General features: G+C 48.7%; 12 protein-coding genes and 2 tRNA genes. 9 read left to right on the plus strand and 5 right to left on the minus strand.

The features are described 5' to 3' along the window. Positions 1–59 precede the first annotated feature (59 nt). Both BQ1619_RS03055 and BQ1619_RS03060 read left to right on the plus strand, forming a co-directional pair. Positions 60–1,175: an NAD(P)/FAD-dependent oxidoreductase gene (locus BQ1619_RS03055; RefSeq protein ID WP_114662205.1), complete on the plus strand. Its 1,116-nt coding sequence runs from the start codon at positions 60–62 to the stop codon at positions 1,173–1,175. An 11-nt stretch (positions 1,176–1,186) separates the two neighbouring features. Next, positions 1,187–1,276 (plus strand) — tRNA-Ser (locus tag BQ1619_RS03060). A gap of 29 nt (positions 1,277–1,305) precedes the next feature. Here BQ1619_RS03060 and BQ1619_RS03065 read toward each other — a convergent pair. The 4 genes from BQ1619_RS03065 to rph form a co-directional block, all read right to left on the minus strand. Beyond that, positions 1,306–2,331 (minus strand): Bug family tripartite tricarboxylate transporter substrate binding protein, encoded by a 1,026-nt coding sequence (locus tag BQ1619_RS03065; RefSeq protein ID WP_231968465.1) that lies wholly within the window; start codon positions 2,329–2,331, stop codon positions 1,306–1,308. An 86-nt stretch (positions 2,332–2,417) separates the two neighbouring features. Further along, complete coding sequence (gene hemW / locus BQ1619_RS03070) at positions 2,418–3,614, minus strand: radical SAM family heme chaperone HemW (RefSeq protein ID WP_114662207.1); 1,197 nt, start codon at positions 3,612–3,614, stop codon at positions 2,418–2,420. Next, positions 3,607–4,197, minus strand: coding sequence for an RdgB/HAM1 family non-canonical purine NTP pyrophosphatase (gene rdgB, locus BQ1619_RS03075; protein ID WP_114662209.1), 591 nt, complete (start codon positions 4,195–4,197; stop codon positions 3,607–3,609). The genes hemW and rdgB overlap by 8 nt, the downstream gene beginning before the upstream one ends. A 24-nt stretch (positions 4,198–4,221) precedes the next feature. Next, complete coding sequence (rph, locus tag BQ1619_RS03080) at positions 4,222–4,962, minus strand: ribonuclease PH (protein WP_114662211.1); 741 nt, start codon at positions 4,960–4,962, stop codon at positions 4,222–4,224. 28 nt (positions 4,963–4,990) lie between these two features. Here rph and BQ1619_RS03085 point away from each other — a divergent pair, with 28 nt between their 5' ends. The 4 genes from BQ1619_RS03085 to BQ1619_RS03100 are packed head-to-tail and all read left to right on the plus strand — an operon-like array spanning position 4,991 to position 9,258. After that, the gene (locus BQ1619_RS03085; RefSeq protein ID WP_231968466.1) at positions 4,991–5,920 is read left to right on the plus strand and encodes a YicC/YloC family endoribonuclease; all 930 of its coding nucleotides are present in this window, start codon (positions 4,991–4,993) and stop codon (positions 5,918–5,920) included. 21 nt (positions 5,921–5,941) lie between these two features. Continuing rightward, positions 5,942–6,574, plus strand: a complete 633-nt coding sequence (gmk, locus tag BQ1619_RS03090; protein WP_114662213.1) for a guanylate kinase — start codon at positions 5,942–5,944, stop codon at positions 6,572–6,574. Between the two features lie 44 nt (positions 6,575–6,618). Continuing rightward, positions 6,619–6,822 (plus strand): DNA-directed RNA polymerase subunit omega, encoded by a 204-nt coding sequence (rpoZ, locus tag BQ1619_RS03095; RefSeq protein WP_011902918.1) that lies wholly within the window; start codon positions 6,619–6,621, stop codon positions 6,820–6,822. A 15-nt stretch (positions 6,823–6,837) separates the two neighbouring features. Next, the gene (locus BQ1619_RS03100; RefSeq protein WP_114662215.1) at positions 6,838–9,258 is read left to right on the plus strand and encodes a RelA/SpoT family protein; all 2,421 of its coding nucleotides are present in this window, start codon (positions 6,838–6,840) and stop codon (positions 9,256–9,258) included. Positions 9,259–9,304: 46 nt separating this feature from the next. Here BQ1619_RS03100 and greB read toward each other — a convergent pair whose 3' ends face one another. Then, positions 9,305–9,805: a transcription elongation factor GreB gene (gene greB, locus BQ1619_RS03105; protein WP_114662217.1), complete on the minus strand. Its 501-nt coding sequence runs from the start codon at positions 9,803–9,805 to the stop codon at positions 9,305–9,307. An 18-nt stretch (positions 9,806–9,823) separates the two neighbouring features. Here greB and BQ1619_RS03110 point away from each other — a divergent pair. The 3 genes from BQ1619_RS03110 (at position 9,824) to BQ1619_RS03120 (ending at position 12,907) form a co-directional block, all read left to right on the plus strand. After that, a tRNA-Arg gene (locus tag BQ1619_RS03110) sits at positions 9,824–9,900 on the plus strand. 94 nt (positions 9,901–9,994) lie between these two features. Continuing rightward, the gene (gene pgi / locus BQ1619_RS03115; RefSeq protein WP_114662219.1) at positions 9,995–11,494 is read left to right on the plus strand and encodes a glucose-6-phosphate isomerase; all 1,500 of its coding nucleotides are present in this window, start codon (positions 9,995–9,997) and stop codon (positions 11,492–11,494) included. 27 nt (positions 11,495–11,521) lie between these two features. Further along, complete coding sequence (locus BQ1619_RS03120) at positions 11,522–12,907, plus strand: phosphomannomutase/phosphoglucomutase (RefSeq protein WP_114662221.1); 1,386 nt, start codon at positions 11,522–11,524, stop codon at positions 12,905–12,907. The last annotated feature ends 19 nt before the right edge of the window (positions 12,908–12,926 follow it).

The raw sequence follows: 12,926 nt of genomic DNA on the forward strand, positions 1-12,926 counted from the left end.
TTGGGAAGACGGAGAAACCGTGGAAATGGGTCAGAAACCCTCATATTATCGCGAGAGAGATGGTTTTGCAAGGTCGTGAAACGATCTTGCTCGAACGCGAGAGTGCATTTGGAACGGTCAGCAGCGCACGCAACAGCGAGGTGATTCACGCAGGTATTTACTACCCGAAAGATTCGCTGAAAGCCAAGCTGTGTGTTGAGGGAAATCGATTGCTCTATGAATACTGTCGCAATCATCACGTTGCTACGCAATCGTATGGCAAGCTGATTGTTGCTACAGACGATACACAGATTGATGATCTGCAAGCGCTTTATTACAAAGCCCAAAATAATCATGTACCTGCAATCAAATTAATTTCAGGAGATGAGGCAAAAGTACTAGAGCCAAACCTTAATTGTGTTGCTGCAATCTTGTCAGCTAGCACTGGAATCCTCGATAGTCATGGCTATATGCTCTCACTGCTGGGAGGCTTTGAAGATGCGGGTGGCATGGTTGCCTATCAGTCACCACTAATGCGAACAAAACCGCTTGGCAGCCACGCCGAGAATGGATATGCGTTGCACGTTGGTGTCGCAGACAGTAGTGAGTCAATGACCATTCAAACTAAGCTGCTAATTAATTGCGCGGGAATGAGTGCTCCAGCGGTAGCAAACAAAATTGAAGGCCTTCTACCTGAGCAGATTCCGAAGGCATACTTTGCAAAAGGCAATTATTTTTCTCTTTCTGGAAAGTCACCATTTCACCATTTGATTTATCCGGTACCAGAGCCGGGCGGCCTCGGCGTGCACCTTACCTTGGATATGGGGAGTCAAGCCAAGTTTGGCCCTGATGTAGAGTGGCTCGATATTGCATCCGAAGAGCAAATTGATTACACCGTGAATCCAAAACGCAGTGAGGGCTTTTATGCTGCGGTAAGGCGCTATTGGCCAAATCTCAAAGACGGGGCGCTACAGCCTGATTACTCAGGGGTTAGAGCAAAAATTGTTCCGCCAAACGCCCCTGCGGGAGACTTTTGCTTTAATGGGCCAGGGGATCATGGTTTGCGGGGACTCTATAACTTATATGGCTTTGAATCCCCGGGATTGACCGCTAGCCTAGCGATTGCCAACTATTTAGAGGGACAGGTCAAAAATTCCTTACAATTTAGGGCTGTAATCAAACCGACTACACAGTAAGTTCAATTTAAGGAAGAGTGGCAGAGCGGTTGAATGCACCAGTCTTGAAAACTGGCGAGGATGAAAGTCCTTCGTGAGTTCGAATCTCACCTCTTCCGCCAATCTCCTAAACAAGTATTTGCAGTCTGAGTTAATTCAGATCAATTTGCGGCTTCGCATCTTTCACCAGCTTTGCCCAGCGATTACGATCTTTGGCAATAAACTGACTAAAAGCTGCCGGCGTACCACCACCATCTTCTGCGCCTACTTCTGCCAACTTGGCTTGGATCTCAGGCTTCTTCAATATGGTATTCACATCGGTATTAATCTTGGCGACGATCTTGGGATCAAGATTGGCGGGCCCCATCAAACCATACCAAACTGTTGCCTCAAAACCAACATAACCCAATTGCTCCATGGTTGGGACATTGGGGTAGGCGGGCGAGCGCTTGGTTCTGGTTTGTGCCATTGGAATGACTTTGCCACTTTGAATATGGGGCGTAGCAGCGCCCATCGTTTCAAAAGCGTAGGTGATGTGACCAGCAATAAGGTCAACTAAAACCGGGCCACTTCCTTTATAGGGGATGTGCATGCCTTGTGTATCCGCCATGTGCATAAAGAGTTCATAGGCGAGGTGTTGGGTGCTGCCATTACCTGCAGATCCAAAGCTGACTTTGCCTGGATTCTGTTTCATATAGGCAACGAGATCCTTAGCATTCTTAGCATGGGCATCGACATTGGCAATCAAAATGTTTGGTGTAATGCCTAACAAAATAATGGGCGTAAAGTCTGTTGATGCGTTGTAAGGCATCTTTTGTCCCAAGGCTGGAATGATGGACATTGCATTGACGTGAGCAAGGCCTAGGGTATATCCGTCTGCAGGTGCTTTGGCTAGGAGATCGTCCGCAATGGTGCCTGCAGCTCCGCCGCGGTTATCAATCACCACTTGTTGCCCCCACATTTGCGAGAGGTTTATCGCAATCACGCGAGCAATCGCATCGGAGCCGCCCCCAGGAGGAAAGCCCACAATTAATTTGATTGGTTTATCTGGCCAGCCTTTTGCTTGAGCAAAGGCGCCTTGAGAAAACATTAGTGAACTGGCAGCTAACACCAACATATTGACAACAGTGTTTAAGAATCGACCAGATTTTTGGCCGAGCAAAGTGCGATACATCATTTGGTTAGTCTCCAATACGGTTTGCAATGGGTTGCAATATTTTTATATTGAGTATTCTTACTGCTGATTACTTTAACCGACTTTCGCTAGGCAAGAAAGATCTCTTGCAGGTTATTGAGATAGCGTAAACCCTGATCGGTTGCCCGCAATTTGCTGGGATTTTCATCAAGCAAACACTTTTTGCTGGCTTTGTCCAGAGGCTTGCTGATCACGCTGAGTGGCAGGCCGGTGCGCTCGCTAAAGGTTTGGGTATCAACCCCATCGGTTAGTCGCAATGCGTTGAGCATGAATTCAAAGGGGAGGTCATTGGCATCAACTTCCTTGGATTCCATGACGGCATGGCCCTTGGTTTCCATTGTGGTCATATACGCTTCGGGGTGTCGTTCTCGCACCTGACGGGTAATTCGGTTTGGGTAAGATATTTTGCTGTGCGCCCCAGCACCAATGCCAATGTAATCACCAAAGCGCCAGTAATTCAGATTGTGTTTGCACCCTTGATCTTTTCTTGCATACGCAGACACTTCATAACGCTTATACCCAGCTGCAGTTAAAAGCTTTAGGTTTTGCTCAGACATTGCATCTACCTCATCATCAGTTGGTAATGTTGGTGGAAAGTTCACAAAATACGTATTAGGTTCTAAGGTCAGGTTGTAGAGGGATAAGTGTGGCGTCTGAAATGACAGAGCGGTTTCAATATCGGCCTTTGCTGCCTCCAGTGTTTGATTCGGTAGGCCATACATCAAATCGAGATTGACTGATTGAAAGTGATCTAGCGCAATCTGAATTGCCCGTTTCGCCTCTTCGCCATTGTGGATTCGCCCCAAAGCTTTTAACTGCGCATCCTGAAAGCTTTGTACACCAATGGATACACGATTAATCCCGCAATTGGCGAACGCTGCAAATTTTTCTGCCTCAATGGATCCTGGATTTGCTTCCATCGTGATTTCTGCATTGGGCTCGAGATTGACGCGCGCACGAGTCGCTGAGAGAAGTTGATCCATACCCTCCGGCGAGAATAGGCTGGGGGTACCACCGCCAATAAAAATGCTGTGCACCTGACGTCCCCAAATATTGGGAAGCTCAGTTTCTAAATCGGCAATGAGTGCGTTGATGTAGCGCTTTTCATCAAAACCGGATTGGTTAGAGCCTCCAGTTCTATCCTTTATTTGATGGGAGTTGAAATCACAGTACGGACACTTCTTTTCACACCACGGAAAGTGGATATAGAGCGCGAGGGGTGGGGGCGCTGTGAGTGTTACTGAATGGTGCTGCAGATTAGACACGAGACTGTAGTTGGGTAATGAATTCTCGTAGGGCTTGCCCGCGATGGCTAATGGAATTCTTCTTTTCGGGAGCAAGCTCAGCCGCCGTGAGACCAAGTTCTGGCAAATAAAAATGCGGATCGTATCCAAACCCGTTAGTCCCTTTCGGGGTATCAATGAACGTGCCATACCAGCGTGTTTGCACAATCAGGGGCTCGGGATCGTTGGCGCTATTTACGAAGACGAGTGCGCACACATAGTGCGCCCCGCGGTTTTGTTCATCCCGTAGATTTTGAATGAGTAATTGATTGTTGGCAGCGTCATTTGCAGGTTCACCAGCGTAACGGGCAGATAACTCCCCGGGAGCACCGCCCAAAGCATGTGCACAAATTCCAGAATCATCGGCTAGCGCAGGAAGGCCGCTTAATCCGCTGGCATGACGTGCTTTCGCAAGCGCATTTTCTACAAACGTGTGATGCGGTTCTTCAGCTGAAGGAATGCCCAATTCACCCTGAGGAATCACTTGAAACTTGAGGGGCGCGAGCAGTGCGGCAAACTCGCGAACTTTGCCTGCGTTATTAGAGGCGAGAACCAGCTTTCGCATGGACTACTTTCTGGATCAATCTAATTACGTCAATGCATGAATTTGCAATTGCGTGAGCTCTTGAATGCCTTGCTCCGCTAAATCTAGCAGGGCAGTTAACTCGCCCCTAGAGAATGCTGCCCCTTCAGCAGTGCCTTGCACTTCAATCATGCCACCTTTGCCCGTCATCACGACATTCATATCGGTGTCGCATGATGAGTCTTCAGGGTAATCCAAATCCAATACTGGGACGCCCTCATAAATGCCCACTGAAATCGCAGCTACGCTATCGATAATTGGGTCTTGAGTTAGTGCGCCACTCTTAAGGAGTTGATTAACAGCATCGCGCGCCGCAACATATGCACCAGTAATGGAGGCGGTACGTGTGCCACCATCGGCTTGCAAGACATCGCAATCCAAATGAATCGTGCGTTCACCCAAAATTTTCAGATCGAAAACACTGCGCATTGCTCGACCGATGAGGCGCTGGATTTCTTGAGTGCGACCCGATTGTTTGCCACGGGCTGCTTCACGATCGCTGCGCGTATGGGTAGAGCGGGGCAGCATGCCGTATTCCGCAGTAACCCACCCTTCGCCAGATCCACGTTTGTGGGGCGGAACTTTATCTAAGATGCTGGCAGTACATAAGACCTTGGTGTCGCCAAAAGCAATTAAGACCGAACCTTCAGCATGCTTGGTAAAGCTTCGAGTGATCGTCACGGGACGCAAGTCGGTGGGTTGGCGACTGCTTGGGCGGGAGATTTTGGCTGAATTTTGGCTGCTCATGGTCTACAATGTTCATATGATATCGAGCATGACTGGTTACGGCAGCGCTTCACGCCAAGTCTCCTTAGGGGGTGGTGTGGTGGCAGATCTGCAGGTGGAATGTTGGGCGGTCAATAGCCGCTTTTTGGACTTGGGTTTTCGCTTGCCCGATGAGTGCCGGGGGGCTGAGCCCGCCTTACGCGAAATGGCTACCCAGAACCTCTCTCGGGGGAAAGTCGGGTTTCGGGCTGCGTGGCGCATTAACAATGCCTCAGCCGGGTCAGCTAAAAGCAATCCGCATGCATTGGGGGCTATTAATACTGACCGCCTAGATGCGCTCTATACCCTTCAAGGACAAGCTCAACGCACGTTTTCAAAAGCGCAAGAATTAACCATCTCTGAAGTGCTTCGTTGGCCTGGTGTCGTGTCTGAACCCAGAGGGGAAGAAGAGAGTTGGATTACAGCAACGGTGGAGGCAGGGCGCGCTGCTTTAGATGCATTATTGGAGAGTCGTCTTGCTGAAGGTAAGGCTTTAGTAACTGTGTTGACCAATATCACCGGCAAGATGCGCGACATCGTGGGTGTGATTGAGCCCAAGGTGCCGCAGTATGTTGCGCAATATCAGAAAAAACTGACTGAGCGTTTGGCCGAAGCCTTGGCTTCACAAGAGCAAGCAAAAAATGCGGGCGCAACAGCGGCCGAATTGATGGAGCGTATTCGTCAGGAAGTGGTGCTTTACGCGGTACGCATCGATATTGCTGAAGAATTTGCAAGGCTCAAAACGCATCTACAAGCTGTCAATACTGTCCTAGCGGGTAAGGGGCCAGTAGGTAAGCGATTGGATTTTCTGATGCAAGAGCTCAATCGTGAAGCCAATACTCTCAGTTCCAAATCAGTTTCTGAGGAGTGCACGCAAGCAGCTTTGGAGCTCAAGCTCTTTATTGAGCAAATGCGTGAGCAAGTTCAAAATCTTGAGTAATTTATTTCATACTATCGATCTATGACGAACGCAAATACCTCCTATCAAGGCAGCGTGCTTATGATTGTGGCGCCTTCCGGTGCAGGTAAATCCTCCTTGGTAAATGCGCTATTAAAAGAAGATGCGGGATTAAAACTATCTTTATCTACGACAACGCGCGCACCGAGACCGGGTGAAGTGGATGGCAAGGATTACCGTTTTGTTTCTCAGGAAGCATTTATTGCGGAACGTGATCAAGGCCACTTTTTAGAGTGGGCAGAAGTTCATGGTCATTTCTATGGCACATCCAAGCCTTGGATTGAATCGCAAATGCAAACAGGCAATGATGTCGTGCTTGAAATCGATTGGCAGGGTGCTCAGCAAATCCGCAGGCTCATCCTGTCAGTGCAATGGATCTTTATTTTTCCACCCTCCATTGAGGCTTTGGAAGAGCGTTTGCGCAAACGCGGTCAGGATGATGAGGCAACCATTCAAAAACGCCTCGCCGCAGCCCATATTGAGCTAATCCATGCTCCCGAGGCGGATTACATCGTGGTTAATAATTCCTTTGACCAGGCCTTGACAGATTTGCAGGATATTTTGGCTGCCAGCCGCCTGCGTTCTGGCCCTGCTATGGCCAGAAATCCAGCCCTTTTACGGCGCCTTGGGGTCTAATCAGTTATCCTATCGGTATTGAGGCTAATTTAAGTGAGTTCAGCATGGCCCGTATTACTGTAGAAGATTGCCTTAAAACCATCCCAAATCGTTTTGAACTCGTGTTGGCGGCGACGTATCGCGCACGTCAATTGGTTCAAGGTCACTCTCCACGTGTTGAGTCCAGAGACAAAGCAACGGTTGTGGCGTTGCGTGAAGTCGCAGCTGGTGTAACTGACCGTGACATGCTGACCAAAGTACCTTTGTAATTTAGGAGTTCCGGTGTGGAGCTTCCCTTAGGACCTTTGGGATCAACCAAGACATCGGAATTAACCGGAGTGGCCTCGCCTAATGAGGGCGCCTTCAGTGCAGCACAACATCCTCAAGCAGACCTGCTGAGTATCTCTTCCGATACGCCAACTCAGAAAGACAGTAAGAAGTCCGTTATTGCTTCTATCTTGGCGCAATCGAGTCGCCATCTTTTTGGTCCGACCTCGGCACCTACTACCAGCCCACTAAAACATCAGGTCGTCTCGATTGAAGGCTTGATTTCAAAGTTGGGCTACCTCAAGCCCGAAGAAATTGCCCAAGTTAAAAAAGCATTTCAGTTTGCAGATGCTGCTCACCTAGGACAATATCGCCATAGTGGTGAACCTTACATTACCCATCCAGTTTCCGTAGCGGAGTTGTGCGCCACCTGGCGTTTGGATGCTCCTTCCATTATGGTAGCGCTGCTGCATGATGTGATTGAAGATACAGGCTGTACAAAAGCCGATTTAGTTGAGAAGTTCGGTGCTAAAGTTGCTGAGCTCGTAGAGGGCCTAATAAAGTTGGACAAACTGGAGTTTCAGAGTCATGCAGAAGCGCAAGCAGAAAGCTTTCGCAAAATGTTTATGGCGATGGCGCGGGATGTCCGAGTGATTCTGGTGAAGTTGGCGGATCGTACGCACAATATGCGTACCCTAGATGCGGTGCCGATGGCAAAGCGTCGTAGGGTCGCCGCTGAAACCATTGAGATCTATGCGCCAATTGCCCGTCGTTTGGGGCTGAATGTGATCTATCGTGACCTTCAGGACCTTAGCTTCCGTTACTCCATGCCCATGCGTTTCCGAGTCATTGAGGGGGCTGTTAGACGGGCGCGAGGCAATCGCAAAGAAATGGTAGAGAAGATTTTGCAAGCCTCCCGCATGGCGTTTGCAAAAGCCAATCTGAATGTTGATCTGCGTGGCCGTGAAAAAACTCTGTATAGCATCTATAACAAGATGCGCACCAAGCATGTGAGCTTTTCTCAGGTATTGGATGTGTATGCGTTCCGCGTGACTGTGAGTAGCATTGATGAGTGTTACCGTGCGCTCGGTATTTTGCATTCCTTGTATAAACCGATGCCCGGTAAGTTTAAGGATTACATTGCAATTCCCAAGCTCAATGGTTACCGGTCTCTCCACACCACCTTATTAGGTCCATCCGGAGTGCCAGTCGAGTTTCAAATTCGGACAACGGACATGCATGCGGTGGCAGAAGCCGGAGTTGCCGCACACTGGGCGTATAAGGATGGCTCACCTGATATGAGCGAAGTCCAAAACCGTGCTCACCAATGGCTTCAGTCCTTGATTGATATTCAAGACAGTAGTGGCGACTCGCAGGAATTCTTGGAGCACGTCAAGATTGATTTGTTCCCCGATGCGGTTTATGTGTTTACACCGAAAGGGCAAATACGCGCATTGCCCCGCGGTGCAACGGCTTTGGACTTTGCCTATTCCATTCACAGTGATTTAGGAAATACCTGCGTTGCTGTCAAGATCAATGGCTTGCAATTGCCGCTTCGCAGCGAGCTGAAAAACAGCGACATCATTGAAGTGATTACTTCAGCGAACTCGCAGCCTAATCCGGGTTGGTTAGCTTTTGTACGCACTGGTAAAGCACGCGCTGCGATTCGACACGCTTTAAAAACCAAACATTACTCCGAATTGTTGCAATTGGGCGAGCGTTTGTTGGTAAACAGCTTATGTCAACAAGGAGTTGATGCATCTTTATTGACCCCGGAGATTTGGGAGAAGCTGATGCATTGGACGGGGGATAAAAATCGCGAGGAGGCCTGCGTCAACATTGCGCTTGGTCGCCGCTCACCCCAGGAACTCGCCATTCGTCTCAAAATCCTCGTTGATGAAGAGGGTGGAACTGAACAAATGCGTTTTGGCGCAGCGGATTGGGTCACACCCAATCAAGAATTGCATCCTCACCAGCATCAACGTCAAGCGATTTTGGTCGATGGGCGCGAGGGCAATTCCATTAGCTTTCAATCCTGTTGCCATCCCATTCCTGGCGACAACATCATCGGCTATCTTGGCAAAGGTGATGGCTTGCAAGTCCATACGAATGACTGCCCAGTAGCCTTGCGTATGCTTTCTAAAGACAGTGATAAATGGGTAGAAGTAGAGTGGAGCAAAGAGCTTAATCGAGAATTTGAAGTCGATTTAGCGATTGATACGCGTCAGGGTAAAGGTGTTTTAGCCCGCGTGGCGAGCAGTGTGACTTCTGCGGATTCGAACATCATGAATGTTTCGATGGAAGACCGCTTTAAAGAAGATTCCGTCACTATTTGTTTTACGATTCAGGTGTATGACCGTCTGCATTTATCAAAAGTGATGCGTAGCTTGCGCACCAATCCCGACGTGATGCGCGTAACGCGTACCCGCGCTTTATAAACTCAGTTACTTCATCCTTACGGGATCTACTAGGGATACTGAACAACTAGGGATACTGAACATCTAGTATTTCAATTTCGGTGGGTCCAGTAGGTGTTTGGATCACTACACAATCGCCAAGTCTGGCTTTAATGAGAGCTCGCGCGATGGGAGATACCCAGCTCACATGGCCTTTTTCAAGATCGACTTCATCCACACCCACGATAGTGATCGTAGTCTCTTGACCCGCCTGTTTTCCCTCTAATGGGGAGTAGGTAACGGTTGCCCCAAAGAAGATTTGCTCGGCATCCGCTTCGCCTGACTTGCGGGCGGAATTATCGACCACCACAGCAAATTCCAGGCGTTTATTCAGGAAACGAATACGTCGATCGATCTCCCGCAACCGCTTTTTGCCATAAATATAGTCCCCATTTTCGGAGCGGTCGCCGTTGCTTGCTGCCCAGTGAACCACCTTGACAACCTCTGGCCTATCAAGGTTTAGAAGCTGTAGGAGCTCGGCTTTGATCCGCTCGTGGCCAGCCGGGGTGATGTAGTTCTTCTCTTCCATGGCATAATTATGGCTGTTGCGGCTGTAGCTCAGCTGGATAGAGTACTTGGCTACGAACCAAGGGGTCGTGGGTTCAATTCCTGCCAGCCGCACCATCTCATTAGGGGTCTAGTTTGAAAACTGGGCCCTTTTCATTTTGGAGTATTTCACGAAGGTTTCTTGTGGATACCTTCTTGATAAAATCTCAAAATGTCTTCAAAGCCCATATCTGATACCACTCTACCCAATAGCACCCACGGCGCGGTAGATGTCATTTTGGATACCGCATATCAAGGAATCAGCCCAAAAAACTGGGCTAGCCTGTTTGACTTGGCTCGTAAATCCCAGTTACCAGAATTTATTGCTAATCTGTTCGCTGGCGAACATGTCAACCAAAGCGAAGATCGTCCGGCCTTGCATTCAGCCTTGCGCAATCTCTCCAAAACACCAGTGATTCTGGATGGTAAAGATGTCATGCCAGCGGTGACTGATGTTTGGAAACGAATGGAGGCGCTTTGCAATAAATGGGTTGGCGTAACGGATGTCATTCATATTGGTATTGGTGGTTCTGACTTTGGCCCCCGCCTTGCGATTGAAGCACTGGCTCACGTCCCCAAACTTGAAAGCCGCGGTATGCGCATGCATTTCTTGGCCAACATTGATACGGCAGAATTAGCTCGCATTTTGGACAAAGCGCAACCCAATAGCACGCGTGTGGTGATTGTGTCGAAGTCATTCACCACCTTAGAAACCACCATGAACGCTAAGGCTGTTGTGGCTTGGCTAAAGGCCCATGGGTGTACCAAGGGTCAAATTAGCAAAGCCTTATTTGCGGTAACGGTCAACATCCCTGCTACCAAAGAGTTTGGCGTCGAAGAAGACCATATTTTCCCTTTCTGGGATTGGGTAGGCGGTCGATATTCCGTCTGGTCTGCCGTTGGATTGCCGATAGCACTGCAATATGGCTTTAAGACCTTTGAAGAGTTTCTAGCAGGCGCACATGCCATGGATTTGCATTTTAAGAGTGCGCCACTTGAAGAGAATCTCTCTGTCATTATGGCACTCGCCCTGCTCTATCAACAACAAAAACGCGATGTCAAAGCCTACGCTGCCATTCCGTATGCTGATGCTCTGGATTGGTTTCCGAGATGGTTGCAACAACTGGATATGGAAAGCAATGGCAAGAGTATTGGCATGGACGGCAACCCAGTTAAATACTCTTCCCCAGTTGTTTTTGGTAGTGCCGGAAGTAATGCACAGCACTCCTACTTCCAACTGTTTCATCAAGGCCCAGAGGTCATTCCAATTGACTTTATTGCCGTGCGCAAACCCATGAGCGATCGACCCGAGGCCATTGCCCATCACCGCATCCTGCTCTCGAATTGCTTGGCGCAAGCCCAAGCCTTAGCGCATGGTAAATCGGACAGCAACCCTAATAATGTTTACCCTGGCAAGCGCCCGAGCAATTTACTGCTCCTACCAGAACTCAATGCGTTTTATTTAGGCGCTCTACTCGTCCTTTACGAAAACCGTGCTGCCACTTTAGGCGCTCTCTGGAATATCAATAGCTTTGATCAACCTGGCGTAGAATACGGCAAGGTCTTGGCCAAGCCTATTGAGGCTGCGTTAAGTAGTGGCTCTAGCGATATTGTTGCCAATGAAAATATTGATGCGGTAACCGCCACTCGTATCAATCTTTTAAATAGTTAACGCAATCAACTTAAGAACAGAATTTCCATGAAACTCTCTCCATCGATTTTTAAAGCTTATGACATTCGCGGCATTATCGATGAGACTCTCGATCCCTCGATTGCAAAATTAATCGGTCAGGCCTTTGGCACCGAAATGCGCAATCTCGGTGAAACAGAGATTGTGATCGGCAGAGATGGTCGCTTATCGAGCCCAAGCCTCATTGAAGCATTAACTGAGGGTCTTTTATCCACAGGCATCAATGTGATCGATTTGGGTATGGTGGCTACGCCAATGGTGTACTTTGGTGCGAATCAAGTGCTCGATGGTAAAAAGCCAAAATCCGGCATCATGATTACAGGCAGCCATAACCCGCCAAATTACAACGGCTTCAAAATGGTTCTGGGTGGCTCAGCCATATACGGCGAGCAAATTCAGGCATTGCGCAAACGCATTGAAGCAACAGATTTTGTTTCGGGGCATGGAAACCGCTCTACCTTTGATATCTTCCCGATGTACCTGAAACATATTGTTGGCGATGTGAAATTAGCCCGCCCTCTCAAGATTGCCGTGGATTGTGGCAATGGTGTTGGCGGCGCATTTGCTGGTCAATTGTTTAGAGCCATGGGTTGCGAAGTGCAAGAACTCTTTTGCGAGGTGGATGGTCATTTTCCGAATCACCATCCCGATCCAGCACATCTTGAGAATCTGCAAGACCTAATTAAAAACTTACAAACCACGGATAATGAGCTCGGTCTTGCCTTTGATGGCGACGCCGATCGCTTGGGTGTAGTGACCAAAGACGGTCAAGTGATCTTCCCCGATCGCCAGATGATGCTTTTTGCAAAGGACGTACTCTCCAGAAATCCGGGTGGCCAGATTATTTACGACGTGAAGTGCACTCGTAATCTTGCCAGCTGGGTAAAGCAACATGGTGGTGAGCCGCTGATGTGGAAAACTGGCCATTCGTTAGTGAAAGCCAAGCTCAAAGAAACTGGCGCCCCTCTTGCTGGTGAAATGTCAGGACATATTTTCTTTAAGGATCGTTGGTTTGGTTTTGATGATGGTCTATACACCGGTGCACGTTTACTAGAGATTCTGTCCAAAAAAAAAGATCCTAATAAAGCACTTAATGACTTACCAAATGCTATCTGCACCCCAGAATTACAACTGGTTTGCGCCGAAGGCGAGCCTTTTGTTTTACTAGAAACGATTAAAGCCAATGCGAAGTTCCCCACATCTGAGTCCATTAATACTATTGATGGCGTGCGCGTGGAATACAAAGATGGTTTTGGTCTCGCAAGGCCATCCAATACCACTCCGGTGGTAGTGATGCGCTTTGAAGCAGATAGTGAAGCAGCCATTGCGCGCATTCAGGCGGAGTTTAAAGCGGTGTTGTTGGCTGCTAAGCCAGATGCAACGTTGCCGTTCTAGGCAAGCACAAATCAGGGGC

This window comes from Polynucleobacter necessarius (assembly GCF_900095195.1).
GTDB lineage: Bacteria > Pseudomonadota > Gammaproteobacteria > Burkholderiales > Burkholderiaceae > Polynucleobacter > Polynucleobacter necessarius_G.